Annotated in this window: 24 protein-coding genes; 15 read left to right on the plus strand and 9 right to left on the minus strand. The window is 64.5% G+C overall.

The window, feature by feature from the left end; translation table 11 throughout:
• Positions 1-62 precede the first annotated feature (62 nt).
• The gene (locus BM222_RS09465) at positions 63-1,181 is read left to right on the plus strand and encodes a branched-chain amino acid ABC transporter substrate-binding protein (protein ID WP_092228003.1); all 1,119 of its coding nucleotides are present in this window, start codon (positions 63-65) and stop codon (positions 1,179-1,181) included.
• A 76-nt stretch (positions 1,182-1,257) separates the two neighbouring features.
• Here the strand turns inward: BM222_RS09465 and BM222_RS09470 are convergent, their stop codons facing one another.
• Positions 1,258-1,644, minus strand: coding sequence for a response regulator (locus BM222_RS09470; RefSeq protein WP_092228004.1), 387 nt, complete (start codon positions 1,642-1,644; stop codon positions 1,258-1,260).
• Between the two features lie 276 nt (positions 1,645-1,920).
• Here BM222_RS09470 and BM222_RS09475 point away from each other — a divergent pair, with 276 nt between their 5' ends.
• Entirely contained in the window at positions 1,921-4,701 is a 2,781-nt protein-coding gene (locus BM222_RS09475) for a PAS domain S-box protein (protein ID WP_244547073.1), read from the plus strand.
• A gap of 57 nt (positions 4,702-4,758) precedes the next feature.
• Positions 4,759-5,754 (plus strand): P1 family peptidase, encoded by a 996-nt coding sequence (locus tag BM222_RS09480; protein WP_092228006.1) that lies wholly within the window; start codon positions 4,759-4,761, stop codon positions 5,752-5,754.
• Between the two features lie 16 nt (positions 5,755-5,770).
• Here BM222_RS09480 and BM222_RS09485 read toward each other — a convergent pair whose 3' ends face one another.
• Positions 5,771-6,571, minus strand: coding sequence for an EF-hand domain-containing protein (locus BM222_RS09485; RefSeq protein WP_092228007.1), 801 nt, complete (start codon positions 6,569-6,571; stop codon positions 5,771-5,773).
• 253 nt (positions 6,572-6,824) lie between these two features.
• Here BM222_RS09485 and rpe point away from each other — a divergent pair, with 253 nt between their 5' ends.
• Both rpe and BM222_RS09500 read left to right on the plus strand, forming a co-directional pair.
• Positions 6,825-7,526, plus strand: a complete 702-nt coding sequence (gene rpe / locus BM222_RS09490; RefSeq protein ID WP_092228195.1) for a ribulose-phosphate 3-epimerase — start codon at positions 6,825-6,827, stop codon at positions 7,524-7,526.
• Positions 7,527-8,020: 494 nt separating this feature from the next.
• Positions 8,021-8,212 carry a hypothetical protein gene (locus BM222_RS09500; protein ID WP_092228009.1) on the plus strand — a complete coding sequence of 64 codons (192 nt, stop codon included), beginning with the start codon at positions 8,021-8,023 and terminating at the stop codon, positions 8,210-8,212.
• A gap of 6 nt (positions 8,213-8,218) precedes the next feature.
• Here BM222_RS09500 and BM222_RS09505 read toward each other — a convergent pair whose 3' ends face one another.
• Positions 8,219-9,667, minus strand: coding sequence for a serine/threonine protein kinase (locus BM222_RS09505; protein WP_092228010.1), 1,449 nt, complete (start codon positions 9,665-9,667; stop codon positions 8,219-8,221).
• 6 nt (positions 9,668-9,673) lie between these two features.
• Entirely contained in the window at positions 9,674-10,414 is a 741-nt protein-coding gene (locus BM222_RS09510; protein WP_092228011.1) for a metallophosphoesterase family protein, read from the minus strand.
• Between the two features lie 319 nt (positions 10,415-10,733).
• Here BM222_RS09510 and BM222_RS09515 point away from each other — a divergent pair, with 319 nt between their 5' ends.
• Entirely contained in the window at positions 10,734-11,039 is a 306-nt protein-coding gene (locus tag BM222_RS09515; protein ID WP_092228012.1) for a hypothetical protein, read from the plus strand.
• Between the two features lie 15 nt (positions 11,040-11,054).
• Here BM222_RS09515 and BM222_RS09520 read toward each other — a convergent pair whose 3' ends face one another.
• Positions 11,055-11,642, minus strand: a complete 588-nt coding sequence (locus BM222_RS09520; RefSeq protein WP_177243104.1) for a TetR/AcrR family transcriptional regulator — start codon at positions 11,640-11,642, stop codon at positions 11,055-11,057.
• Positions 11,643-12,141: 499 nt separating this feature from the next.
• Between BM222_RS09520 and BM222_RS09525 the strand changes: the two genes are divergently transcribed.
• Positions 12,142-13,314, plus strand: a complete 1,173-nt coding sequence (locus tag BM222_RS09525; protein ID WP_092228014.1) for a M20 aminoacylase family protein — start codon at positions 12,142-12,144, stop codon at positions 13,312-13,314.
• 20 nt (positions 13,315-13,334) lie between these two features.
• Here the strand turns inward: BM222_RS09525 and BM222_RS09530 are convergent, their stop codons facing one another.
• Positions 13,335-14,261, minus strand: a complete 927-nt coding sequence (locus tag BM222_RS09530) for a LysR family transcriptional regulator (RefSeq protein WP_177243105.1) — start codon at positions 14,259-14,261, stop codon at positions 13,335-13,337.
• Between the two features lie 158 nt (positions 14,262-14,419).
• On the opposite strand from BM222_RS09530, the gene BM222_RS09535 reads away from it, so the two are divergent.
• The 5 genes from BM222_RS09535 to uraD are packed head-to-tail and all read left to right on the plus strand — an operon-like array spanning position 14,420 to position 19,132.
• Positions 14,420-15,496 carry an ABC transporter ATP-binding protein gene (locus tag BM222_RS09535; RefSeq protein WP_092228016.1) on the plus strand — a complete coding sequence of 359 codons (1,077 nt, stop codon included), beginning with the start codon at positions 14,420-14,422 and terminating at the stop codon, positions 15,494-15,496.
• Positions 15,497-15,516: 20 nt separating this feature from the next.
• Complete coding sequence (locus BM222_RS09540) at positions 15,517-16,578, plus strand: extracellular solute-binding protein (protein ID WP_092228017.1); 1,062 nt, start codon at positions 15,517-15,519, stop codon at positions 16,576-16,578.
• A gap of 15 nt (positions 16,579-16,593) precedes the next feature.
• Positions 16,594-17,427 (plus strand): ABC transporter permease, encoded by an 834-nt coding sequence (locus BM222_RS09545; protein WP_092228018.1) that lies wholly within the window; start codon positions 16,594-16,596, stop codon positions 17,425-17,427.
• Positions 17,414-18,229 (plus strand): ABC transporter permease, encoded by an 816-nt coding sequence (locus BM222_RS09550; protein WP_092228019.1) that lies wholly within the window; start codon positions 17,414-17,416, stop codon positions 18,227-18,229. The genes BM222_RS09545 and BM222_RS09550 overlap by 14 nt, the downstream gene beginning before the upstream one ends.
• Positions 18,230-18,241: 12 nt before the next feature.
• A complete protein-coding gene (gene uraD / locus BM222_RS09555; protein ID WP_092228020.1) occupies positions 18,242-19,132 on the plus strand; it encodes a 2-oxo-4-hydroxy-4-carboxy-5-ureidoimidazoline decarboxylase in 891 nt (296 codons plus the stop codon).
• 28 nt (positions 19,133-19,160) lie between these two features.
• Here the strand turns inward: uraD and BM222_RS09560 are convergent, their stop codons facing one another.
• Complete coding sequence (locus BM222_RS09560; protein ID WP_092228021.1) at positions 19,161-21,068, minus strand: acyl-CoA synthetase; 1,908 nt, start codon at positions 21,066-21,068, stop codon at positions 19,161-19,163.
• Positions 21,069-21,315: 247 nt separating this feature from the next.
• Here BM222_RS09560 and BM222_RS09565 point away from each other — a divergent pair, with 247 nt between their 5' ends.
• Complete coding sequence (locus tag BM222_RS09565) at positions 21,316-22,407, plus strand: SecDF P1 head subdomain-containing protein (RefSeq protein ID WP_092228196.1); 1,092 nt, start codon at positions 21,316-21,318, stop codon at positions 22,405-22,407.
• A gap of 253 nt (positions 22,408-22,660) precedes the next feature.
• On the plus strand, positions 22,661-23,467 hold the full coding sequence (locus tag BM222_RS09570; protein ID WP_092228022.1) for a Crp/Fnr family transcriptional regulator: 807 nt from the start codon (positions 22,661-22,663) through the stop codon (positions 23,465-23,467).
• Positions 23,468-23,474: 7 nt separating this feature from the next.
• On the opposite strand, the gene BM222_RS09575 is transcribed toward BM222_RS09570, so the two are convergent.
• Both BM222_RS09575 and BM222_RS09580 read right to left on the minus strand, forming a co-directional pair.
• The gene (locus BM222_RS09575) at positions 23,475-24,116 is read right to left on the minus strand and encodes a glutathione S-transferase family protein (protein WP_092228023.1); all 642 of its coding nucleotides are present in this window, start codon (positions 24,114-24,116) and stop codon (positions 23,475-23,477) included.
• 209 nt (positions 24,117-24,325) lie between these two features.
• Positions 24,326-24,877, minus strand: coding sequence for a cytochrome b (locus BM222_RS09580; protein ID WP_092228197.1), 552 nt, complete (start codon positions 24,875-24,877; stop codon positions 24,326-24,328).
• A gap of 171 nt (positions 24,878-25,048) precedes the next feature.
• Here BM222_RS09580 and murI point away from each other — a divergent pair, with 171 nt between their 5' ends.
• Complete coding sequence (gene murI / locus BM222_RS09585; protein ID WP_092228024.1) at positions 25,049-25,846, plus strand: glutamate racemase; 798 nt, start codon at positions 25,049-25,051, stop codon at positions 25,844-25,846.
• Positions 25,847-25,852: the final 6 nt, after the last annotated feature.

Consider the following 25,852-nt stretch of genomic DNA (forward strand, 5'->3'; position numbering starts at 1 on the left):
GGCGCCGGTTTGAACCGGGCCAACCCGGCAACTTCCACAGGCGATCACCCGCGAGGTATCTCATGAAGTCACTGAAACTCATCGGTCTGGCATTCGGCGCGTCGGTCGCGCTGTCGAGCGCGGCATTCGCACAGGATGTCACCATCGCAGTCGCAGGTCCGATGACCGGCACTGAATCCGCCTTCGGCCGCCAGATGAAGAACGGCGCCGACATGGCCGTGGCAGACATCAACGCCGCCGGCGGCGTCAACGGCAAGAAGCTCGCGCTCGATGTCGAGGACGACGCCTGCGATCCCAAGCAGGCCCGCTCTGTCGCTGAAAAGATCGCCAGCGCGAAGATTCCGTTCGTCGCCGGGCACTATTGCTCGTCATCGTCGATCCCGGCGTCCGAAGCCTATGCCGACGGCAACGTGCTCGAGATCACGCCGGCTTCGACCAACCCGCTGTTCACCGAGCGCAAGCTCTGGAACGTGGCGCGCGTCTGCGGCCGTGACGATCAGCAGGGCCTGATCGCCGCGCAATACATTGCCAAGAACTTCAAGGGCAAGAACATCGCGATCCTCAACGACAAGACCACCTACGGCAAGGGTCTGGCGGATGAGACCAAGAAGGCGCTCAACAAGGCCGGCATCACCGAGAAGATGTACGAGTCCTACAACAAGGGCGACAAGGACTTCAACGCGATCGTGTCGCGCCTGAAGAAGGACAACATCGATCTCGTCTATGTCGGCGGTTACCACCAGGAAAGCGGCTTGATCCTGCGCCAGATGCGCGACCAGGGCCTCAAGACGATCCTGATGGCCGGCGACGCGCTCGCCGACAAGGAATACGCCTCGATCACCGGCCCCGCCGGCGAAGGTACGCTGTTCACCTTCGGTCCCGATCCGCGCGAGAAGCCGACCGCGAAGAAGATCGTCGATGCCTTCAAGGCCAAGAATATCGACCCCGAAGGCTATACGCTCTACACCTACGCGGCGATGCAGGTCTGGTCGCAGGCGGCCAAGAAGGCCGGCACGACCGACCCCAAGAAGGTCATGGAAACGATGAAGGCCGGCAAGTGGGACACCGTGATCGGCCCGATCGAGTATGACGCCAAAGGCGACATCAAGCAGCTGGACTACGTCGTCTACAAGTGGGACGCCAAGGGCGGCTACGCCCAGATCAAGGGCAACGGCACCTGAGACAGGGCTCCTGACCTTTTAACCCCACCAACGTCAAACGCCCCGGCTCGCCGGGGCGTTTTCTTTCGGCACGCCGTCAGACGGCTGCGAAAAGTTCGTCGCCCGCCGCCTCCTGCGCCTTCCGGAGCGCCTGCAGCAGGTCGTTCGGCCGAAACGGCTTTTGCAGGCATATCACGCCGTCGAGGCCGGGCGCCTCGCCCATGAAATCCAGCGCCGTCATCCCGGAAATTGCCACGATCGGAAATCCGGGAATCCGTTCGCGAATGGCGGCCATGACCTCGATCCCGCTGGCATCGGTCAGGAAAATGTCGATGATCGCCGCATCGAAAGCGTTCTCGCCGAACGCCTTCAGGCTTGCCGCGCCGCTCTCCGCTTCCACCACGTCATATTGGTTCACCCGAAGAACAATCGAGACCATGGCACGGACGTCCTTTTGATCATCGACAACAAGGACACGGGGCATGGGAACAACTCCCGGATTCGTATCATTAATTGGTTCAATTCAACACCGGCGGGCGCCCAGTCACTATGGGGTCCGTCCAGTAAAGCCAACCTTACCGATTCCCTATTCCGATTCCCTGTCCGAGTTAAGTAAGCTGTAACCCTCGGTTGAGTCGTGGGCACGTTCCCTCAGGACACGCGCCCGGAGCCGGCTACCATGGAAGCCAGAGCCGACCAACCAAGGCAGCCGGCCAACGAAGCCAGGTGGACTACCCCATCGACCCAGCGAGAGGTTGACGTGCACGCAAAGAACGATCGAAGCACATTCCTTTCGACCTTGCCGGCCACGCAGCGCGATCGCACTGGAGCATTGGCGATCGTCGGGGTCTCCGCGATCCTGTTCGCGCTCGCCGTGCCCTTCGCGGGCATGCCGCTGGCCCAGGTACCGGGCTTCGTGGCGAGCTATCAATCGGCGCTCACGGTCAGCGACATCATCACTGCCGTTCTGCTGCTGTCGCAATTCTATGTCCTGCGCAGCCGCGCACTGCTGCTGCTGTCCACCGGTTACCTGTTCACCGCGGCGTCCGCGGTAACCCACGCCCTGACCTTCCCCGGGCTGTTCGCGCCGGCCGGACTGCTGGGCGCCGGCTCCCAGACCACGGTCTGGCTCTACATGATCTGGCACAGCGGTTTCCCATTGCTGGTGCTGGCCTATGGATGGCTGAAGGATGTCGATGGTGGCCCCAAGGTCGAGGGACCGACCGGGCGCTCGATCGTGATCGCCGTCCTCGGCGTGATCGCCGCGATGATCGTCATCGCCTGGATCGTCACGGCGCAGCACGATCTGCTGCCGGTCCTGTTGAAGGACGGTCGCTACACCACCACCATGATCGGCGTGGTATCATTCGTCTGGTCCTTGAGCTTCGCGGCGCTGATCACGTTGTGGCTCCGCAAGCCGCATACGGTGATCGACGTCTGGCTGATGGTCACCATGTGCGCCTGGCTGTTCGACATCGCATTGTCGGCGATCGTCAACGTTGCGCGCTACGATCTCGGCTTCTATGCCGGCCGGCTCTACGGCCTTGGCGCCGCGAGCTTCGTGCTCGCCGTGCTCCTGATCGAGAACGTTCGCCTCCAGGCCACCACGATGGGCCTCCTCGGCCGGTTGCGCGAGCAATCGGCTTCGGAGCGCGACTTCTACGACAAGCGCCTCGCGCTCTACGGTGCGGTCGTCGAGTCCTCCAACGATGCCATCATCACCAAATCCCTCGACGGCATCATCACGGGCTGGAACAAGGCCGCCGAGCGCCTGCTCGGCTATTCCGCCGCGGAGGCCATCGGCCAGTCGATCGAGATGATCGTGCCGCAGGATCGCAAGGCAGAGGTCAGAAGCATTCTCAACCGCGTCAGCAACAACGAAACGATCGCCCAGCAGGAGACCGTGCGCGTGCGAAAGGACGGGCGCCCGATCGACCTCGTGCTCAATATCTCTCCGTTGAAATCAGTCAGTGGTGAGATCATCGGCGTCTCCAAGATTGCCCACGACATCACCGAGGAGAAGCAATCACGAGAAAAGCTGCGCCGCGAGATCGAGGAGCGTCAGCGCATCTTCGAGACCTCGCAGGACCTGATCCTGGTCACCGACGGTTTTGGCAATTTCATCCAGGTCAGCCCGAGCGTGACGGAGATCCTCGGCTTCGCTCCGGAAGACATGATCGGGCACAGCGCGACTGAGTTCATCCACCCCGACGATCTCGAGAGGACGCGCGAGGAGATGCGCGCGGCGCGCCGCGGTCGTATCAAGCGCAGCTTCGAGGCGCGCTATTATCATTACGACGGACACGAGGTCACGCTGAACTGGATGGGCACCTGGTCGGAGCCGGTGAAGCGCCATTTCTTCATCGGCCGCGACCTCACCGACAAACAAGCCGCAGAGGCCCAGCTCCGGCAGGTTCAAAAGATGGATGCGATCGGCCATCTGACCGGCGGCGTCGCCCACGACTTCAACAACGTGCTCACCGTCATCACCGGCACGATCGGCATCCTGGCGGACGCAGTCGCCGACCGACCGGAGCTTGCCGCCATCACCAAGCTGATTGACGATGCCGCCGAGCGCGGCGCGCAGCTGACCAGGCATCTGCTCGCCTTTGCCCGCAAGCAGCCGCTGCAGCCGCGCGAGATCGACGTCAATGCGCTGATCCTCGAGGCCACCAAGCTGCTGCACCCCACGCTCGGCGAGCAGATCACCATCATGCCGCAGCTCACCGAGGACGCCTGGCCCGCTTTGGTCGATCCGGGCCAGCTTTCCACCGCGATCCTCAATCTCGCGCTGAACGCACGCGATGCCATGCCGGACGGCGGCACCCTGGTGCTTGAAACCCGCAACATCTTCCTCGACGACGGCTATGCCAGCATGAATGTCGACGTCGTCGCCGGCAATTACGTGATGATCGCGGTCAGTGACACGGGATCGGGGATTCCGGCGGCCCTGCTCGATCGGGTGTTCGACCCTTTCTTCACCACCAAGGAGGTCGGCAAGGGCACGGGCCTCGGCCTCAGCATGGTGTTCGGCTTCGTCAAGCAGTCCGGCGGTCACATCAAGATCTACAGCGAGGAAGGCCACGGCACGAGCGTGAAGATCTATTTGCCGCGCTCCACCGGCGTGCAGGAGACCGAATACGAGGTGCTGCAGAATGTGCCCATCGCCGGCGGCGACGAGAAGATCCTGATCGTCGAGGACGACGCGCTGGTGCGGCAGTATGTCGTGACCCAGGTCAAGAGCCTCGGCTATGCCGCGCTCGAAGCGGCCAACGCGGCCGAAGCCCTCGACATCATCGATGCGGACAAGGACATCGACCTGCTCTTCACCGACGTCATCATGCCCGGCAATATGAACGGCCGCCAGCTCGCCGACGAGGCGGCACGACGGCGCCCGGAGCTGAAGACGCTGTTCACCTCGGGCTACACGGAAAACGCCATCGTCCATCACGGCCGGCTGGATTCCGGCGTGCTGCTGCTGGCGAAGCCCTACCGCAAGTCGGAACTCGCCAGGATGCTCAGGACGGCGCTGGCGAGTTGAGCCCGTCGCTGGCGTGCGCTATCGCTGAAGCCATGCTAACCGCACGGAGTGCCGCCCTTGAAAAACCTCCTCACTGATATCGCCGCAGTTCGCGTCGGCCATGCCCATGACGCGAAGCTCGCCTCTGGTGCCACGGCCATCGTGTTCGACCAGCCGGCGGTGGCGGCGATCGACGTCCGCGGCGGCGGCCCCGGCACCCGTGAGGATGCTTTGCTCGGCCTCGCCAACACGGTCGAGCGCGTCGACGCGATCGCACTGTCGGGTGGCTCCGCCTTCGGTATCGAGACCGGCGGCGGCGTGCAGGCCTGGCTCGCCGAGCAGGGCCGCGGCTTCCGCGTCCGCGAGGCGCTCATTCCGATCGTGCCGGGCGCGATCCTGTTCGATCTGCTCAACGGCGGCGACAAGGCCTGGGGCCGCTTCGCGCCCTATCGCGATCTCGGCTACGCCGCGGCGGTCGCCGCCGGAACGGGGTTTGCGATCGGAAGCGTCGGCGCCGGCCTGGGGGCCACCACCGCGACATTCAAGGGCGGGCTCGGCTCGGCCTCCGCGGTGACCAGCAATGGGGTCACGGTCGCGGCGCTCATCGCCGTCAACGCGGTCGGCAGCGCCACCGTCGGCGACGGACCATGGTTCTGGGCGGCGCCGTTCGAGGTCGATGGCGAGTTCGGCGGCCGCGGGCTGCCTGAGGCGTTCACGGACGACATGCTCAAGATGCGCATCAAGGGCGGGCCCGCCGCAAATGAGCGCGAGAACACCACGATCGGCGTCGTCGTCACCGACGCAGTGTTGACCAAGCCACAGGCCAAGCGGCTGGCGATGATCGCGCATACCGGCTTTGCGCGCGCGATCTACCCGGTTCATGCCCCGACGGATGGTGACGTTTTGTTTGCCGCCGCGACGTGTGGAAAGCCGATCGATCCGGTCGTCGGCCTCACCGAGCTCGGCATGGTCGCCGCCAACGTGGTCGCGCGCGCGATCGCCCGCGGCGTTTACAGCGCAACCGCGCTGCCGTTCCCGGGCGCGCAGCCTGCATGGAAGGACCGGTTCGGCTAAGGTCTCAAAACGCGCGTCAGACGCTCATCGAGATCGAGGAAGAGGCCGCGTTCGACGATGATCCCTGTCCCTGGCTCTGCATCATCTGCGCGAACCAGTCATAGGGCGTATTGCCGGCGCCGGAGCCATTCGAAGAGCTGGAGGCGCCCGGCACGGTCGTCGTCATCTTGAAACCGTCGGCGTAGGTGACGGTGGTCGTGGTCGAGCCGTCGGCGCTGGTCGAGGTGGTCGTGGTCGACCCGCCGCTCGACGATGACGACGAGGAATCCGAGCCGCTGCCCGACGCATCGCCGGAGCCGCTCGCCGCATGCGCGTGGTGGTGGCCGCCATGATGACCGCCGGCGCCCTTCAGCGCCTTCGACATCTCGTCGAGGCCGACGCTGCCGTCGGAATTGGTATCCAGCTTGGAGAACACGTCGTCGGCCTGCGCCAGATTGGTGCCGCCGGCGCCCAGCGCATTCTCGAACTCCGACTTGCTGATCTGGCCATCGCCATTCGCGTCGAGTTGCGAAAACAGATCTTTCAGCGCGGCGTCGCGGTCCGTCGCAGTCGAGAATGTCGAGCTGGCCGGGTCCGTCGACTGGCTTTGCGCGGCAAACAACGCGTTCATCGTGTCCGGCGAGATCTGCGGATGATAGCCCGCATTCACCGACGACGCCGCACTGCCTGACCTGCTGCTGTTGCTGCCGTCGATCGCAAAGGGATTGGTCGCCGCACTTGGCGACGAGCCCGTCTGCTGCGTCGAGGACGATTTCGAGCTCGTCAGCGATTGAATGACATCGAGCGCACTCGAGACCGCACCAAGAGCAAACAACATTGCACAACTCCAACCGATGCGGCATGCCGCGGCCAATGTTCCGCCGTTGAGGTCAGCAAGCCTCGTGCCAGCGCGAAAAGCTCAATGTAATCCAGCCCGGCCGCGCTTTGTGGGCACCGGGAACATCGGCAATTCATGCCGCCACCGGCAGAATTTTCCGCCTACAGGAAGCTGATCCTCCGCGCATTGCCCGGCCGGGAGGCCCATGTTAGGCGAGGCCGTTCGTCCTTCCGCCGCCACGGGAAACCGCGCCATGACCCAAGCCTTCGCCCCACGCCCCCTGGCCATCGCCCCCTCGATCCTGGCTTCGGATTTCTCCAGGCTCGGCGAGGAGGTTCGCGCGGTGGACGCGGCCGGCGCCGATTGGATCCATCTCGACGTGATGGACGGGCACTTCGTGCCCAACATCTCCTACGGCCCCGACGTCATCAAGGCGATGCGCCCGCACACCAAGAAGATCTTCGATGCGCATCTGATGATCGCGCCCTGCGACCCCTATCTGGAAGCCTTCGCCAAGGCCGGCTGCGACCACATCACCGTGCATGCCGAGGCAGGTCCGCATTTGCACCGCTCGCTGCAGGCGATCCGCGCGCTCGGCAAGAAGGCCGGCGTCTCGCTCAATCCGGGCACGCCGATCAACGTGCTGGAATACGTGCTCGACCTCGTCGATCTCGTGCTGGTGATGTCGGTCAATCCAGGCTTCGGCGGCCAGGCTTTCATTCCCGCCGCGATCGGCAAGATCCGCGACATCCGCGCGATGACCGCGGGACGCCCTGTTGACATCGAGGTCGACGGCGGCGTCGGCCCCGACGTCGCGGGCGCGCTCGCAGCGGCCGGCGCCAATGCCTTCGTCGCCGGCACGTCCGTGTTCAGGGGCGGCACGCAGGAAGCCTACAAGACCAACATCGCGGCGATCCGCAACGCCGCCGCGGGCGCACGCGGCGAAGCGATCTGAAGCCGTAGCGGGCTCCGAAAGCGCCGAAAACCTGCGGCTTTAACGGCGCGCATTGCTTAAAATTGCAACTACGATCCGTACTCATCCGGGCTTCACTGATTCGCGCAAATCACCGCTACTAACTCCTGTCTGCTTTTGACGGGAGCACATCATGACGAGGACCCTGGTTTGGACTGGCGTGGCGTTGTGGATCGGTTTCAGCGCGTTCGTTGTGTTTGGCCCATCGGCCGGCCCGGACAAAGTCCCGGCGCGTTCGGCGCGTATCACCCGCCGCGACAGGGCCTGATCCCATGCCGATCGCCCTCACCAAGCTTCAGCCGAGGCGCCGCTGCCGAATCCCGCGCCGTCCGCATCCGAACCTCGATTATTTCTTCGGCCGCCTCGAGCGCGCCGGAGGCACGCGCGACGGTGATGTCCGCCCCGACAATGCAGACCTCGATCATTCGTTCGTTTCACAGCATCGACACTGAGACCCCTTTTTCCGGATTGAAACCATGAAACCGCACTGCCCGAATTGCTTCAAGGAAATGGACAAGGCAGCCGCGTCGCGTAACCTCTTCAGCTGCGAACCCTGCCGCGAGATCATTCAGTATTTTGGCGGCAGCCTGGATCACGGCGAACCCGCTCCCCCGTTCTCCTGGCCGATCCGCCGCAAGCGCGCCGTGCACACCGCCCAGGCGGCCTGATCTGTCCTAGCCCCACACCACGCCGGCATCCGGTTCTGGCAGAGCCATTCGCGGCGGCCGCACGACGGTGACGGTGCAGGTCGCCTCCGCGGCGACCTTGGCCGAGACGCTTCCGAGCAGCATGCGCCTGAACGAGCCTTGCCGGGCACCGATGATGACGTGGTCGACCTGATTGGCCTCGGCAAATTCCAACACGGCGGCGGCAGGATCGACGGCTTCCAGCACATGAACCGATAGCCGGTTTTCGTCGAGCTTCAACGGCGTCGCCCAATGGCGGAGCGCGACGAGGCGGTCGATATGCTTGTTGGAGCCCTGCTCATCCAGCGTCTTGTCGATGGCGATGCGGTTGAGCTTCAGCACGTTGACACAGGCCAGCCGTGCCGACGGCAGGGTCGCGAGGATGCGCTCCGTGGTGACCCGCAGCGCCTCGTTCAGTTCCGGCTCACCCTCGGCTGTATCCAGCGCGACTGCGACGATCGGACTCATCGCAATTTGCGTCGCGAGATCGGATCTCGCGCCCTGCGGCTTGACGTCCGGGTTGAAGCGGCGCCGCCAGGCCACACTGAGAGGATCGCGCTTCAGGCGTTCCGCGCGCGCGGTGAGCTTGACATGGTCCGGATGGGTCAGATCGAACGCCAGCTGAGCTGCCGTCGGATAGCGCCATTCCGGCTCGATCTCGAGGCACCGCAGCACCACCTCCTGGAGCCAGGGCGGATAGTCGCTGCGCAGCGCGCGCGGCGGGTAAGGATCGCGCCACAGCCGGCGCCGCATCGCGCGCAGCGTTTCGCCCTCGCCAAAGGGACGTTCGCCGGTGCTGAAGAAATAGAGCAGCACGCCGAGGGAAAACAGGTCGCTGCGCGGATCGTCGCGCACCCCTCGAAGCCGTTCCGGCGCCATATAGGGCGCAGTGCCGTAAGGCAGGCGGAACTCCGCCTGCAACAGATCGGGCAGATGATTGTGATGAGACAGGCCGAAGTCGATCAGCACGGCTTCGCCCCGCGCCTTCTCGTCACTCCCGCGGAACATGATGCTGCTCGGCTTGATATCGTGGTGGATCACGTTCTGCCGGTGCAAATCGGCAAGGGCGGTCGCGATTTTTGCGACGAGCAGCCGCACTTCCTCGTAAGGCAGCGGCAGGTCGGGCAGCCGCTTGTAGAGGGTCGTTCCCGAAATGCGCTCGATCACGGCATAGGCTTGATGCGCGAAATCGCCGGTGCCGTAGCAGTGCGGCACATGGGGTCCCGTCAATCGGGGCAGGATCATCATCTCCATCTCGAAGGAGACGATCGCGGCCGGATCCTCGCCCTCGGACGCCCTTGGGATCTTCATCAATAGCGGCGCGTCGATACCGGCATGGGTGACGGTCCAGAGCGTCGCCATGCCGCCGGCATGCACGCATTCGCCGATGGTGTACCCGTCGATGACGGCGCCTGGCTTGACGAGAGGTATCGGCATCGGTCTCTACCGCCCCTCCGACAGCCGGTCGGCGAGCCAGTGCGGCAGGCCGTTCTCGCGGATCCGGTTCGCCGCGCTCGCGATGTCATAGGGCGCGCGGCAATACGTGATTTGGCATGATGCCGTATCGAACAGCGCGAACGCCGCCGACGGATCGCCGTCGCGCGGCTGGCCCACCGCGCCCAGCACGGCGAGCCATTGCCGGCCGCGCAGCAGCGGCACCGAAACGTCGGTCTTGGGCACGAGGCCGGTCATCTTCGCCGTCACCGACATCGAATAGAGCGCGGGGCGATGGATGTGGCCGCAGAAGGTCACGTGAGCCGTGGTCGCTATCAGGCTCTTGGCAGCATCCGCCGTCGAGCGGATGTAGTGCCAGCGCTGGGGATGCGAGGCCTCCGAGTGCACGAACAGACGGTCGCCGTCCTCGACGAGCATCGGCAGTTCGGCGAGAAACCGGCGCTGCGCGGCGTCGAGCCGTCCGCGCGTCCATTCGATTGCGATCTGCGCTTCATTGTTCATGGTCTCGGACGAGGAGTTCACCGCCTGGTCGTGATTGCCGCGGACGGCGACGGCGCCCTGGGCGACCAGCTCCATCACGGTATCCACGACCCATTCCGGGTCGGCACCATAGCCGACGAAATCGCCGAGCAGGACGAAGCGTTCCGCGCCCCTGGCGCGGGCCACCTTCAGGCACGCCTCGAATGCCTGCCGGTTGCCGTGGATATCCGAGAAGACAGCGAGAAGCACGCACCCTCCACCCTCAAACTCTTACTGGGCTGACGAAGCCAATTTGAGGGAGTCAACAACATGCGCCTGCGCGAGGCGCTTTACCAGCCGCCCACCGAGGTGATGGGGACTATTGCTCGTCCTTTGGCGCATCCGGGATGGCGGCAGGGATGTAAAGACGACGCCCTTGTGCGCCCGGCGGCGGCGCATCGAACTCCCGGTCGAGGAATCGCCGCCGCTGGCTGCCGCGACGGCCTGGATGAGGCTTTCCCATCTGCCGAGCTGATTGGAACGAAGACCGTTCAGCTCCGGTTAATGGCAGAGCGAAGGAGTAGGCCTCATGAGTACGGGTCATCACAAGGAAACCGCCCATCCTCCGATCATTACAGTAGGCGAACTCATCGACGAACTCTGTCGCCTGCCTGACACCGCCGTCGTCCGCTTCCGGTGTCCCATGCTCAATCAGGAGCTGACATTCTATCACCTTCGGAAGCGGTCGAAGGACACCGTCGAAATCGCGATCAATGCCTATCCGGAGAGTCCGCCCATCGTGCCGACATCCAACGGCGGGTTGCACGCGCGCAGGCATGCGGCAGCTTCGCCCGCGGTTCGCGAGGACGCGCGTCTTCACAAGGCGAGAGGGTGAGTTGGGCGTAGCGGCCTAGCCTGCCTTCAATCCGCGCAGCAACAGAGCGAGCGTCGCATCGACACGCGCCGGCAGCTCGGCATCCTTCCACTCATCGGCATGCGCCGGATGATGGAAGCGACAGGTCGCATCGAACAATGCGCGTGCCGTGACCTTGACGTCGTCAACCGCGAACACGCCCTGCTTGACGCCGTCGGACAGGATCGCCGCGATCTGGTCGATCATGGTATCCTTGTGGCACCTGACGGCCGCACAGGCCTCGCGCGCCAGCGTCAGATAAGTCTCGAACATTTCAGGGTCGTCGAGCACGCGCGAACGTTTTGCAGCAAACAGCGTGCGCAGCCAGCGGTCGAGCCGATCGGCCGCGGGGCCCTGCTCCCTGGCGATTGCCAGAAGCGGCGCGTCGATGCGGTCGAGCCAGCGTTTGGCGACGGCTTCGCGCAGCGAGGCTTTGCTCGGAAAATGGCGGTAGACGCTGCCGTGGCTCACATCGAGCGCACGGGCAACATCGACCACGGTGGCCTTGGCAAGTCCGTAGCGCCGCAAAACGTCCTCGGTGACTTCGAGGATCCGCTCCGGCGTCAGGATAACGGCTTCGTTCATGCCAGCACCTTGTTCCCGTTCAGGGTTCACCCGGCGATGGAGCTGCTTCCGAAGCGCCCCAGCCGGTCGTTTCGGAAAGCTCTCGCCTCAATGAGGCAGTTTTGCAGCCTGCGCCGCGATCTGGCGCGCGACCAACAGATTGAGCCAATGCCCAATCGTGCCGGTGAGATTGATGATTTCGATCGTCATTGTCTTGTGTCTCCATTCGTCCGCGACCCTCGCCCTTGATTGACGACCCTCGATCCGAGTGGACTTCGGACGTCGGGCTCCCCCCGGAGTGGTCACGGGACGCCCAATCGGAGCGTCCGAGAACGGATATACACGTCTCGCTGACAGATTTCAATATCTGTCAGTCAATGATCCGTGATTGACAGTTAACTTTTGCCATCAGGAGGGCTCCCACCCCACCAGCGGGTCTGATCGACAAGCGGCTGTGACACAGTGGTGGCTTGCGCTACGCTCACCCGCCGACGAACTCATCATAAGAAACGGATCCCCCATGCCCATCGTCAACCGCATCGCCGCCCTCTCCGACGAAATGGCCGCCTGGCGCCATGACTTTCACGAGAACCCTGAGTTGCTCTACGAAGTCCATCGGACCGCCGGCATCGTCGCCGAGAAGTTGCGCGCGTTCGGCTGCGACGAGGTGGTGACGGGCATCGGCCGCACCGGCGTCGTCGGCGTGATCCGCGGCCGCAAATCCGGCTCCGGCAAGGCGATCGGGCTGCGCGCCGACATGGATGCGCTGCCGATCATGGAAGCCGCCGATGTGCCCTACGCCTCGAAGGTCCCCGGAAAGATGCATGCCTGCGGCCATGACGGCCACACCGCCATGCTGCTGGGCGCCGCAAAGTACCTCGCCGAGACGCGCAATTTCGACGGCACCGCGATCCTCATCTTCCAGCCCGCCGAGGAAGGCGGTGGCGGCGGCAAGGCCATGGTCGAGGACGGCCTGATGACGCGCTGGAACATCGAGCAGGTCTACGGCATGCACAACATGCCGGGCCTGCCCGAAGGCCATTTCGCCACCACGTCAGGCCCGCTGCTCGCCTCTTCCGACAACATCCAGATCACCGTCCGCGGCAAGGGCGGTCATGCCGGCGCCACGCCGCACCAGGCGATCGACAGCGTCTTGATCGGCTCGCAGATCGTGAACGCGCTGCAATCGATCGTCGCCCGCAACGTCGATCCGCTGAAATCGGCGGTGATCTCGGTGACGCAATTCCATGCCGGCACCGCTTTCAACATCATCCCGGAGACCGCCGAGCTCGGCGGCACCGTGCGCACGCTCGACCCCGAGGTGCGCGATCTGGTCGAGCGCCGCATCGGCGAAGTCGCCGACAGCGTTGCGCGCGCCTATGGCGGCACTGCCGAGACGAAATACTCACGGATGTATCCGGTGACGATGAATCATCCGCGCGAAGCCGGTGTCGCCGCCGACGTGGCCCGCGACATCGTGGGTAGCGAGCGCGTCAACGACCGCATCATTCCGATGATGGGCGCGGAAGACTTCTCGTTCATGCTGGAAGCGCGCCCCGGCGCGATGGTGCTGGTCGGCATGGGCGACAGCCCGGCGTGCCACCATCCGGCCTACGTCTTCAACGACAACATCCTCGGCCACGGCGCCTCGTTCTGGGTGCGCCTGATCGAGACGGCAATGCCGGCGGGCTAGATACGCCGTTTTGCCGAGCATCAGGACGTGCGGCGACGCACGTCTTGCAGATCCGCATCCATGCCGGCGGCAAGCCCGTCGGCGACGATTCGCGCGATCTTCGGGAACGGCTTGCGCGCATCGATGGCCACACTCACGGTCTGCGGATCGGCCCCCTTGTCACGTACGGGCACGAACACCAGCGCGCCGCTGACGAGCTCGGGGGCGGCATCGAGCTCGGAAGTGAAAGCAACGTAGTTGCCGCTCCCCGCGAGGCGCTTCACCAGTTGCAGCGAATTGGTCTCGATCGTCCCCTCCGACAACAGCCAGCCATGGCGTGCCTCGAGGTAGCGCCTGATCGCCAATGCCTTGTTTTGCAGGACGATGGGATGGCCTGCCACCTCCTGCATGCTGGTGGTCTTGCGCTGGGCCAGCGGATGGTTCGGCGCGACTACGCAGCCGAATGGCAGCTCACGGCGCCACAGCACATGGATCTCACGGTGCGGATTGAGATTGAAGGCGGCAATCAGATCGGCGGCTCCGGACAGCAGCGCGGTCTGCGCATCATCCGTGCTGGCGACCTGAATCTCGAGCGAGATACGCGGATGGCGCTCGTTCAGCTCGCTCACGAACCGCGGCAGGAACCCGTTGACATGGCTGTCCATCGCAACGAGGCGCACATGGCCCTGGTTGACGCCCTGCAGCTGCTTGAACTCGGCATTGGCCCGCCGCTCGTCCGAGCGCCAACGGCGCGTCAGCGCGACCAGCGCGTCGCCGGCCGGCGTCAGCCGCATGCCGCCGGTCACGCGCTCGAACAGGGTGACGCCGAGATCGCGCTCCAGGAGCAGGATCTGCCGGTTGATGGCAGACGCCGCGATATTCATTTCCCGGGCAGCGCTCTGGATTGATCCGGATCGCGCCACCTGGTCGGCATAGCGCAATGCCGCCGGAACGAGCGACCCTCTCACGTGACCTGCACCTGCCCGCACCCCATTCTAATTTTGCGAATGGAGAATTGCCTATTCTGTGCTGGACGGCAATGGGTGATTGAGCCGAACATGTGCGCCGAGGTGATCTCCTTCGACCGCTGCAAGGTCCCCGTCGCAGGTTTTGGGGCAAAACGTTCATGACCGCGTCTCGCTCGCATCGGCTCCGGCTGGACGCCATCACGCACCGGTTCGGCGCGAGCACGGCCGTGCGGGATATCAACCTCGATATCGCTGGCGGCGAGCTCGTCGCCCTGCTCGGCCCGTCCGGCTGCGGCAAGTCGACCTTGCTGCGGATCATCTCCGGCTTCATCCGGCAGAGCGAAGGCCGCGTCCTGTTCGACGACAGCATAGCCGATGCCCTGTCGCCCGCGGAGCGCGGCGTCGGCATCGTCTTCCAGAACTACGCGCTGTTTCCGCACATGAGCGTCGGCGAGAACGTCGCTTACGGCCTCCAGGCGCACAAATGGCCGCGCGAGCGCATCGCCAAGCGCGTCGCCGAAATGCTCGATCTCGTCCATATGGGCGAGTTCGCCAGCCGCAGGCCGCGAGAACTGTCCGGTGGCCAGCAGCAGCGCGTGGCGCTGGCCCGCTGCCTCGCCATCGATCCCAAAGTTCTGCTGCTCGACGAGCCCTTCGGAGCCCTCGACAAGAATTTGCGCCTCGACATGCAAATCGAGGTCAAACGCCTCCAGCGCCAATCCGGCATCACCACCATCCTGGTCACCCACGACCAGGAGGAGGCGCTGTCGATGGCCGACCGCATCGCCGTGATGTCGCGCGGGCGCATCGAGCAGATCTCGACCCCGACCGGCATCTACGACACGCCGCAAACGCTGTTCGTGAACGAGTTCGTCGGAACCACCAACGTGCTGCGCGGTGAATTCATCGAAGATTCGGCCGTTCGGCTCGAGCACGGCCACGTTCTCCCCGTCAGCCCGAACAAAACACTTCAGCAGGGGCACGCGGTCATCGTTTCGATCCGTCCTGAGCAGTTGCGCTTCCGACCAGCTCCGTCCGCTGGCGCCTTCACCGCGATCATCACCACGGTGCTGCCGCTCGGCGCGCAGGTCGTCTACGACGTCGCGCTGACCGCGGGCCCCTCGCTCAAGGTCGCGGAGACCCGCGATGCCGAGGGCGCGCTGCGCCCGGTCGGCGCGACCGTTTATCTGGCGCCGGCCTCACCGGCGGCCTGCCATGTATTCCCCGCATCCTGAACCCGGAGAGAACGCCAGCCATGACATCATTCAGGACCATTACGATCGATCGCCGGCGCGTGTTGCGCAGCGCCGGCGGCCTCGCGCTCGCGGCGAGCCTGCCGCCCTTCGCGCACGCACAGAACAAGACGCTGATCGCGGCAACCTTCCCCGGCACCTGGAACGAGGCGGACCGCGACGTCATCGCGCCGGCGTTCAAGCAGCTGACCGGCGCCGCCGTTACGCAATCCATCATCCTCGGCACCGACCAGGTATCGCGGCTCGTTGCCGCCAAGGGCAATAAGCCGCCGTTCGACGTCGCGTTCTTCGACGCACCGCAGGTGATCGATGCGGTCCGCGACGGCCTGATCGTGGAATATCCCATCGCGCAGTCGCCCAACTACAAGGACTTGCTGCCGACCGCCCAGGACAAATGGGGCCCGAAGATCACCATGCAGGTGATCGGCCTCGGCTACAATCCCGACAAGATCAAGACTCCGCCGACGAGCTGGGACGATCTGCTCGATCCAAAATACAAAGGCCGCGTCGGCCTGACCGCGCTCAACAGCCAGCTCGGCATCGCCTTCCTTGCCGAGCTCAACCGCCTCAAGGGCGGCACCGACGAGGATTTCGAGCCGGCGTTCAAGTTCCTGAAGCAGCTCTTGCCGAATGTCGGTGCGATCGGCGCCAATCTCGGCGCATTTGCGACGCTGTGGCAGCAGGAGCAGATCGACATCGCTCCCTACAATTTCAACTTCGTCCAGACGCTCAGGGCCAAGGACGTGCCGGTCGAATTCACGGTCCCGGCGACCGGCCCGGTCGGCTGGTCGACCAGCCTGCACGTCGTCGCAGGCGCCGCCGAGCCCGAGCTTGCAGTCCAATATATCGACCTGCATCTGGCCGCAGCGACTCAGGAGAAGCTGCTGAAGCCGCCCTACGACGTCATTCCGACCAATGCGAAGGTCGAGCTCGAGGGCGCCATCACCAAGTCGCTGGCCAGGACGCTCGACGATGTCGCCAAGATCCGCACCATCAATTGGGAAAAGATCAACCCCCAGCGCGGCGCGCTGATCGATCGCTTCAACCGCGAGATCAAGCTCTAAGGGGGAGACCTGGCGATGGAGGCCGATTCAAGGCTCGTCCTGCCGCTTGCCGCCCTCTTCACGGCATTCTTTGTCGCGCCGCTCGTCGTCCTCCTCCTGCTGTCCCTGCATGGCGACATCGCCATGCGGGGCTGGACGCTCGGCAACTACGTGAAGTTCTTCAGCGATCCCTTCAGCTACTCGATCCTGATCGATACGCTCCTGCTCGGCGTCAAGGCGACGTTAGTGTGCCTGTTGTTCGGTTACCCCGTCGCCTGGCTCTGCGCACGCGCAGGCGCACGTTGGCAGAGCGTGCTGGTGTTCCTGGTCATCCTTCCCATCCTGACCTCAGTGGTGGTCCGCACCTTTTCGTGGATCGTGATTTTGGGCCGGCAGGGCCTGCTCAACCAAATCGTCATGGGGCTCGGCCTCAGCAACGAGCCGCTGCGACTGCTCTATACCGAGATTGGTGTCGTGATGGTGCTTGCCCAGGTGCAGATGCCGCTGATGGTGCTGCCGATCCTCACCGTGCTGTCGAAGCTCGACCCGAATCTCGGCGATGCCTCGCGCGTGCTCGGGGCCGGCGAATGGCGCACCTTCTTCCGCATCACGCTGCCGTTGTCGATGCCCGGCATCATCGCCGGCTGCATCCTGACCTATGCGGCGAGCGTGACGGCCTTCGTCACGCAGACTCTGATCGGCGGGGCGCGGCTGATCTACATGCCGCTTGATATCTACCAGCAGGCGGTCGGCGCCAATAACTGGCCGTTCGCCGCGGCGCTGTCGATCATCTTCATGGTCACGGTGATGATCGTCGTCGGCGTGCTCGGCGCCATCGGCCGCAGGAGCGAGATTCATGGCCGGGCCTAGACGAATCCGCTGGGAAGCCCTGTCGCTCAAATTCGTCTTCGGGTTGCTTGCTGCCATCGCCTTGCTGTTCCTGGTGTTGCCTACCGCAGTCGTGCTGCTGACCTCGCTCACTTCATCGCAATCCCTGCGCTTTCCGCCACCCGGGTTCTCATTGCGCTGGTATGTCGCGCTGCTCGATGCCGACCAGATGCAGCGCGCAGGGCTGAACAGTCTCATCGTGGCGTTCTGGACCACGCTGCTGTCGACGATATGCGGCACGGCCGCAGCGCTCGCGATCGCGCGCAGCCGCTCGCCGATGATGCGCGCAGCGGACCTGCTGTTCATGTCGCCGCTGCTCCTGCCTGCGCTGTCATTCGGCTTTGCCGCGCTGATCTTCATCAACAGGCTCGGCCTCTCGCCGAGCATTCCCCTCCTGGTGCTCGGCCATGCCATCGTCTGCGTGCCTTTCGTACTGAGAACGACCCTCGCCTCCCTGTCGCAGCTCGATGCCAGTTTGCTCGAGGCCTCCGAGAGTCTCGGCGCCGATCGCCTGACGACGTTTCGCCGCATCACCCTGCCGCTGATCGGGCCCGGCATTGGCGCGGGCGCCTTTCTCGCCTTCATGGCCTCCTTCGACAACGTTCCGGTGTCGCTGTTCCTCGCCGACGAGCGCACCGAGATGCTGCCGATTCATCTCTGGCAACAGATCGAGACCAATCTCGACGTTCGCACCGCAGCCGCGTCGGGCGCGATCGTGATCGCCACCCTGATCCTGATGCTGCTTGCCGAACGCTTCGCCGGACTGACCCGGCGGATGCGCTGAACGGAGATTTTCGTGCCAGGACAACTCACGCTCGACAGCCTCAACCGCGCCAGCACGGCCGACTTCGTGGCAGCGCTCGGCGAGATATTCGAATACTCGCCCTGGGTCGCAGCGGCAGCTGCCGCGCGGCGGCCGTTCAAGACGCTTGCCGCCTTGCGCGATGCGATGGTTGCTTCGATCGCGAACGCGCCAGCCGAGCAGCGCCTCAAGCTGATCCGCTCGCATCCCGATCTCGCCAACAAGGCCCAGCGCGCTCAGGGTCTCACTTCGCACTCGACGCGCGAGCAGGACGGGGCCGGCCTCGACCGATTATCGGACACCGAGTTCGCGATGTTCGAGACGCTGAACAACGCCTACAAGGCGAAGTTCGGCTTTCCTTTCATGATCTGCGTGCGCCGCCACACCAAGGATTCGATTCTCGACGCTTTCGCGCGCCGGCTGAACAACGACCCCGCGCAGGAGGAAAAAGAGGCGCTGACCGAGATCGCGCGCATCGCGAGCCTTCGTCTTGCCGGCATGATCGCGAGCGACGAGCCGTTGGCGGTCCACGGCACGCTGTCGGTCCACGTCCTCGACACCCATCGCGGGCTGCCGGCCGAGGGCATGAAGTTCAGCCTGGTCGAGCTGTCACGCCGTGGCGATGAACGCCTGATCGCCGACCTCGTCACCAATGCCGACGGCCGCACCAGCCCTGAGCCGATCGAGGGGCGGCCCGTGCCGATCGGCACCTACGAGCTGCGCTTTCAGGCAGCCGCCTATTTCGCTGGCCGCGACGTCCCGCTGAGCAATCCGCCCTTTCTGGACGTCATTCCGCTACGCTTCAGCGTCTCTGAGCCGGAGCAGCACCTGCACGTGCCGCTCCTGGTCACACCCTGGAGCTACTCGACCTATCGCGGTAGTTGAGGCGAAGGCGAGCCCAGCGCTGCCTCACCTACGCCTGCACCACCTCGTGCCGCATCACGAACGGTGCGAGCAGCGCGTGCACCTCGCCGGCGACGGCGTCGCGCTGATCCGCAGGAAGCCCTGTCAGCGTCACGGTCGCGATCGAGCCGTGGCTGCCGTGCGCGCCGACCTTCACCTTGCAGTCGATGCCGCGCTCGAGCAGCGGCATCAGCACCTTGGTGAACACGCGCTGCGCCGCATCCCAACGCAGCTGCGGCTTGAATACCTTGCCGACTCCGGTGACCGGCATCGGATCGATCGGAATGACCTGCACCGGAACGGCGGCGCGCTCCGGCGTGCGCTCGCGCACCCACGCCTCGAGCTCGCCCGGCTCGACGGACGCGCCCGGCTTCAGCTGAACATAACCGACAGGCAGCTCGCCGGCGTAGGCATCGGGCTGGCCGACCACGGCGGCAAAGCCGACCGCAGGATGGCGAAACATGATCTCCTCGATCGGCGCCGGATCGATGTTGTGGCCGCCGCGGATCACGAGGTCCTTGGCGCGGCCGGTGATCCAGAGATAGCCGTCGGCATCGAGCCGCCCGAGATCGCCGGAATTGACCCAGACCTCGTCGACGAAGGCACCTTTGTTGTGGGCGTCGTTGAGATAGCCGCCGAACACGCCGGGCCCGGCCATGATGACGACGCCGATCTCGTCAGGCTTGCAGTCGCGGATCAGGCGGCCCTCGGCGTCGAGCTGCACGATGCGCACGCGCGAGTAAGGCATGGGAAGACCGACCGAGCCGAGCCGGATCGGTCGTGACGGATAGGCGAGCGTGTGCACGCTCGAGGTCTCGGTCATGCCGTAGACCTCGACCACCGGCAGCTTCAATTTCTCTTGGATCGCAGACCCGACGGCAACCGGGATCGCCGAGCCTCCGCCGGCCGCATATTTCAGGCTGGAGATGTCCGCATTCCCCGGAGGCACCGCGAGCGCTGCAGCCAGAACCGTCGGCACGCTCGACAGCGCTTCGACCTTGAAGCGCTCGACGAGGCCCCAGATGTTCTTCACCGCGTTCGGATTGCGCCAGCCGCTCGGCGACAGCACCACCAGCGAGCCGCCGGCAGAGAGTGTCAACAGCACCTGCGTCAGCGATCCGCCGACGTGAAACAGCGGCATGCCGAACAGCATGTTGGCACCGGGCTTCGACTTCAGCAGTAGGTTCAGCGCCCAGGCTTGATAGACCTGGTTGGCATGGGTGTGCCGCACCAGCTTCGGCGTGCCCGTGGTGCCGCCGGTGTGGAAATAGGCGGCGATGTCGCTGCCGAGAATGTTGCGGCCGCTGACAAGCCGGTCGGACGGTTGCTGCTTGATCAGCTCGTTGAACGCGTAAATTCCGTTCGCGGGATCACCGTCGCCTGCCACCTGCACAATCACCTTGAGATGCTTGAGTTGTGGGCGGATCTGCTCGACCTTCTGCCAGATGTCGGTGCCCGGCATCGGTCCGAGGGCCACCAGGACTTTCGTCTTCGCCGCTTCCAGGATTTCCGCGATCTGGTGCGGCTCGAGCAGCGGGTTGACGGGGTTGGCGATGCCGGCAGCCTCCGCACCGAACAGCGTCACGAAGGCATCGGGCAGCAACGGCAGCATGAAGGAGATGACGTCGCCCTTCTCGACGCCGAGCGCGTGAAACATGTTGGCGGCCTGCGTCACGCGGGCGATCAACTCGCGATAGCTGACCACGACGGGCGCATCGGCCGGATCGGCATTTTGCAGAAACTGGATCGCCGCGCCGTCGGGATTGCGCGCAGCACCCAGCTTGATGGCATCATAGGTGCTCTCGGCCGCAACGCGATCGGCGTAAGGGACCTGCTCGAAGACCCGGACCTCCTCGTCCGTCAAAAGCTCCGGATATTCGTTGCCGATGAGCCGATCGAGCGCGTGGATGCCCGCCATGGAATTCCGTCCTCCCCCAGCTATCGTCCCTCGCCGCCGGTCTTTTGACATTCGGTTCGGCGGGACCGCGACCGATTGACCGGTCGAGCGGACCACAATGATGGATGATTTGGCGTTCGTCCATTGCCTGCCGGCTGCGGCGATAAACCTAGCCTGAAAGGCTTTGAACCTCCCTGCCCGATCCGGGTACCAAAGAACGGGAATTGAGCTCGTCCGCCAGCGTCCTGCCGCAAGACTTGAGGTGACCATGACTACGCCCTTGCGGGACCGCGCCACGCGGCTGACCCTCCCGCTCGCCATGGCATCGGCGATCGCCCTGCCGCGTGCGGCGCCCGCAGAGGACAGCCAGTTCGACAAGATGCGGGCCAAGATCGTCGGCTTCGTCGGCGACAAGATGGAAAAGCTGGGCGGGTCGCGCATCGTCTACGGCGTGGACGGCGACGGCTTGCGCGAGAGCGTCGTCACCGATTTGCGCGACGACGTTTACGGCACCATGCATGCCGGGCATATCGCCTTCTCCGACCTTGCGATCCGCGATGGCGGCGTCGAGCTGAAGATCGCCGACGCCCAGGATCGCGAGCAACTTGCGCGCAAGCTCGCCTCCGCGGCAGAGGGGCTGCCATCGCGCGCGATATCCGTGATCGATCGCGGCGACGGAGCAGTCAGGCTCACGCCCACCGATGCGGCATCCGCCGCGCGGCTGCACCATCTCGTCGAAGACTCCATCGCCATGATCGAGCAACGTCTCCAGGACGCCGGCGTCAAGCCTGTCAGCGTCGCCCCTGACGGCACTGACCGCATCCGCATCTTCCTGCCCGGCGTCACCGACCCCGACCGTATCACCGCGATATTCGCGCGGAAGGTCAGGGTCAGCTTCCGACCGGTCGATGTTTCGATGACGCCGGAGCAGGCGCAATCCGGCAGCCCGCCCGAAGGCTCCGAGATCCTGCTCGGCTTCAAGGACAAGCGGCCTTATCTGGTGACCAAGGACAGCGCGCTCGACGGCGAGGACATCAATTATGCAGCGCCCGGCGTTGTGCCCGGCATCAACGGCGCCAAGGATCCGATCGCCCAATTCCGCTTCAATGGGCGCGGTACGCGGCGCTTTGCCCACGTCACCGCGGAAAACGTCGGCAGGCCCTTGGCCATCGTGCTCGACGACAAGGTGATCTCCGCGCCAGTGATCCGCGAACCCATCGTCGGCGGCTCGGGCCAGATCTCGGGCAATTTCACTCGCGAAGAGGCCAACAGCGTCGCCATGCTGTTGCGTGCCGGCGCCTTGCCCGGGCATCTCACCCTCGTCGAGCGGCAGGTCATCCAGCCCGCCGCCAAGCCATAGAACTTACCGGGCCGTTTTTTAGCGCCGACCGCCCGCCCCGGACGCCAAGCTCTGCCTGCGGCGCCAACCCGAATCACGGGCCGCGGGATCCTGCGCGCGACCAACGGGCAATTGCCGAAACCGCCGATCAGGCTAAAATTTGCCCCTTGCAGCAGGGCGACCGAAAGTTTCATTCAAGCGGTCGTCATTCGATTTCGGTTAAACGTGCCGCGGATACCGACCAGGACTAGAGGCCTTACGCAGGGATAGTACCATGCCGTCCGGCAGTGCAGACGTTTCCTCGATCCTCGACCGCATTCTGGATGCGGCGACGGATAACCTCAGGATCGCGAAGATCCTGGTCCAGATGGGCCTCGACCCCAACAACGTCACCTGGGACGCGATCTTCAACCGGATGCTGGAGATCTTCGTTCATAACATCACGCTGGCCAACATGTTCGCCGCGGTCGGCGCCGTCTTCTTCGTCGCCACCCTCCTGATGCGGACGATGGTCCCCTTGCGCGTCGCCAACATGATCGGTTGCGCTTTCTTCGCCATTTTCGGCGCGCTCTCGGCCAACGTCTCGACGTTCCTGCTGTATCTGCTGCTGCTCCCGATCAACGCCTTGCGCCTGCGACAAATGCTCAAGCTGGTCAAGAAGGCGCGACATGCGGCCGAAGGCGACATGTCGATCGAGTGGCTCAAGCCATTCATGACCGAGCGCAAATACCGCCACGGCGAGACGCTGTTCAAGCTGGGCGACCCGGCCAAGGAGATGCTCCTCACCGTCACCGGCAAATTCCTGGTCAAGGAGATCAACGTCGAGATCGGCCCGGGCGCGCTCATGGGCGAGCTCGGCTTCCTGACGCCCGACAACCGGCGCACCGGAACCATCGAATGCATCGAGGACGGACAGGTGCTGACGATCACCTATGACCGCCTGCTCGAGATCTACTTCCAGGACCCGCAGTTCGGCTATTACTTCCTGGTGCTGACCAGCCAGCGTCTCCTGCAAAACATCGATCGCTTGCAGAAGCAGCTGGCGGCAGCCCGGACAGCGACCACGAACAAGATCGCCTGATCGCCGCTCAGCTCAGCAGCAGCGCCATGCCGGGATCGCCCTTCTCCATCGCGCGCCGGTAGGCGGGACGCGCACCGACGCGGCCGAGATATCTGACCACATTCGGCCAGCGCGCGAGATCATAGGGCTGGAAATAACGCATCGTCGTCAGCGAGAAGCCGATCATGATGTCGGCCGTGGTGAAGCTGCTGCCGGCCAGATATTCGGCCTCGCGCACCCGCGCATCGACCAGATCGAAGGCGCGATCGACGCGCGCCTTGGTGGCAACCAGCATCGGGTTGTCATGCGCGAGCTTGAGCCGGTTCAACAGCATCAGCCGGCCCATGCCGGCCTGCAAGGTGCCGTTGGCGAAGTGGAACCAGTACAGGAATTGCGCAAAGTCGGGATGATCGGCGCGGAGGACGAGGCGACCGTCGCCGTATTTGGCGATGATGTAATCGACGATAGCGCCGGATTCGGCGAGCACGAGATCACCATCGGTGACGACAGGCGCAGCTCCGATCGGATGCAGCGCCTTGTAGTCCGGCGGCGCCAGCATGGTGACGGAATCACGCGTGTAGCGCTTCAGCTCGTAGGGAATCCCGAGCTCCTCGCAGAGCCAGACGATGCGTTCGGATTGCGATTTGCCGAGATGATGGACGGTGAGCATAGGCGTTTCCTGACGGGCGTAAGCTGGATCGGTCGTGAGGCTGCGTTATAGCACCGTCACCTCTGAGGTGGCCGCTTCTTCAGCGGCCCTCGAAGGGCGACGGCCCGGCTGCATCATCGCGGCCCGGCATCCTTCGAGGCTCCCGGCACGATGCTATTGCATCGCGCCACTCGCACCTCAGATGACGGGAGCGACAGTTTGAAAAAACCCTAGCTCACCTCGTCCGTCACCATCCGCGCCACGACATGGTCGCGGCGGATGAAGTGGTGCCAGAGGGCGGCGACGAAGTGGACGACTATCAGCGCCAGCAGCACATAGGCAAAGAAAATGTGCCGGTCCTCGAAGGCGTCCGCTGCCGCCCTGTCCGGGGAGGTGAATTGCGGCACGTGAAACAGGCCGAAGAAGTCCGAGTAGTTGGTCGCACGCGCGCCGGAATGCGCCCAGCCCAACGTCGCGACCAGGATCACCACGAGATAGAGCGCGCCCTGGCTGAGGCGGGCCGCAATCCTCTGCCAGTGCAAGGACTCGGCCGGCAGCGCCGGCGTCGGGTTGATGGCGCGCCAGGCCAGGCGCAGCACCGTGAGCAGCAGGATCACATAGCCGATGTCGGCATGGATCGAGCGGTAGAAGAATTTGTCGGCACGCGCCGGAATGTGATTCATCCACCAGCCGAAGCCGATCATGCCGATGATCGCCAGTGCCAGGCCCCAGTGAAACCACCGGGCAACGCTGCCCCAGCTATTCCCAGTATTTCTGATCATGTCGGCTCCCGGACATTTGCGGATATCCCAACCGCGGCGCGGCACGGCCGCTGATAGCGGGAACATGCGGCATACGCGAAATTGAATCGTTCCAAACTGGGCGGCGGGCTGCTCCCGCCGCAAAACCGCCCTGAAAACCGAATGGTAACCATGGGGCCTTAAGGTAACGACGTGACCCATTCCCCGACGATCCTGGTATTCGATTCCGGCCTTGGTGGCCTTACCGTGCTGCGTGAGGTCGTGGCCGCACGCCCGGATGCGCATTATACCTACGTCGCCGACGACGCCTTTTTCCCCTATGGCCATCACAGCGAGGACGAAATCATCGCCCGCGTCGTGCCGCTGATGGGAGAGCTGATTGCCGCGCACAAGCCCGACCTGGTGGTGATCGCATGCAATACCATGTCCGTTTCGGTCATGAGCCATTTGCGCGCCGCCTATCGCGTGCCGTTCGTCGGCACGGTGCCGGCGATCAAGCCGGCCTGCGCGCAGTCGAAGACCCGCCGCGTCTCGGTGCTCGGTACGAAAGCTACCGTCAAGCGCGAGTACACCCAAGCGCTGATCCGGGATCACGGCCAAGGCTGTGAGGTGACACTGGTCGGCTCGCCCGAACTCGCCACGCTCGCCGAGGCTGCGCTCAGCGGCACCGCTGTCGAGGACAGCGACATTTTCGCGGAGCTGAAACCTTGCTTCGTCGGAAACCCCGAGGATACGACTGCGCGCACCGACACGATCGTGCTCGCCTGCACGCATTATCCGCTGCTGCTGGACCGGATGGAGCGGCTGGCGCCCTGGCCGGTGGAGTGGATCGATCCGGCACCGGCCATTGCGCGCCGCGTCTCCGACCTGCTTGGCCCGCGCAATGGCGGCATGGCCCAATCGGGCGCCGAGATGATATTCACATCGAACCGCGTGCATGGCCTCAGCGCCACGCTGATGCCGTTCTTCGGCGGCCGCGCGCTGGGCTGACTTTTC

Origin of the sequence: Bradyrhizobium sp. Gha (assembly GCF_900113735.1) — a bacterium.
In the GTDB taxonomy this organism is placed as follows: domain Bacteria; phylum Pseudomonadota; class Alphaproteobacteria; order Rhizobiales; family Xanthobacteraceae; genus Bradyrhizobium.

What these genes read in the sequence shown, in the direction of transcription:
- BM222_RS09520 (WP_177243104.1), bottom strand. Translation starts at nt 11,642, where the DNA reads ATGAACGAAGCCGTTATCCTGACGCCGGAGCGGATCCTCGAAGTCACC.
- BM222_RS09525 (WP_092228014.1), top strand. Translation starts at nt 12,142, where the DNA reads ATGCCCATCGTCAACCGCATCGCCGCCCTCTCCGACGAAATGGCCGCC.
- BM222_RS09565 (WP_092228196.1), top strand. Translation starts at nt 21,316, where the DNA reads ATGACTACGCCCTTGCGGGACCGCGCCACGCGGCTGACCCTCCCGCTC.
- BM222_RS09560 (WP_092228021.1), bottom strand. Translation starts at nt 21,068, where the DNA reads ATGGCGGGCATCCACGCGCTCGATCGGCTCATCGGCAACGAATATCCG.
- BM222_RS09535 (WP_092228016.1), top strand. Translation starts at nt 14,420, where the DNA reads ATGACCGCGTCTCGCTCGCATCGGCTCCGGCTGGACGCCATCACGCAC.
- BM222_RS09515 (WP_092228012.1), top strand. Translation starts at nt 10,734, where the DNA reads ATGAGTACGGGTCATCACAAGGAAACCGCCCATCCTCCGATCATTACA.
- BM222_RS09470 (WP_092228004.1), bottom strand. Translation starts at nt 1,644, where the DNA reads ATGCCCCGTGTCCTTGTTGTCGATGATCAAAAGGACGTCCGTGCCATG.
- BM222_RS09550 (WP_092228019.1), top strand. Translation starts at nt 17,414, where the DNA reads ATGGCCGGGCCTAGACGAATCCGCTGGGAAGCCCTGTCGCTCAAATTC.
- BM222_RS09540 (WP_092228017.1), top strand. Translation starts at nt 15,517, where the DNA reads ATGACATCATTCAGGACCATTACGATCGATCGCCGGCGCGTGTTGCGC.
- BM222_RS09505 (WP_092228010.1), bottom strand. Translation starts at nt 9,667, where the DNA reads ATGCCGATACCTCTCGTCAAGCCAGGCGCCGTCATCGACGGGTACACC.
- BM222_RS09485 (WP_092228007.1), bottom strand. Translation starts at nt 6,571, where the DNA reads ATGTTGTTTGCTCTTGGTGCGGTCTCGAGTGCGCTCGATGTCATTCAA.
- rpe (WP_092228195.1), top strand. Translation starts at nt 6,825, where the DNA reads ATGACCCAAGCCTTCGCCCCACGCCCCCTGGCCATCGCCCCCTCGATC.
- BM222_RS09465 (WP_092228003.1), top strand. Translation starts at nt 63, where the DNA reads ATGAAGTCACTGAAACTCATCGGTCTGGCATTCGGCGCGTCGGTCGCG.
- BM222_RS09575 (WP_092228023.1), bottom strand. Translation starts at nt 24,116, where the DNA reads ATGCTCACCGTCCATCATCTCGGCAAATCGCAATCCGAACGCATCGTC.
- BM222_RS09545 (WP_092228018.1), top strand. Translation starts at nt 16,594, where the DNA reads ATGGAGGCCGATTCAAGGCTCGTCCTGCCGCTTGCCGCCCTCTTCACG.
- BM222_RS09580 (WP_092228197.1), bottom strand. Translation starts at nt 24,877, where the DNA reads ATGATCAGAAATACTGGGAATAGCTGGGGCAGCGTTGCCCGGTGGTTT.
- BM222_RS09570 (WP_092228022.1), top strand. Translation starts at nt 22,661, where the DNA reads ATGCCGTCCGGCAGTGCAGACGTTTCCTCGATCCTCGACCGCATTCTG.
- BM222_RS09500 (WP_092228009.1), top strand. Translation starts at nt 8,021, where the DNA reads ATGAAACCGCACTGCCCGAATTGCTTCAAGGAAATGGACAAGGCAGCC.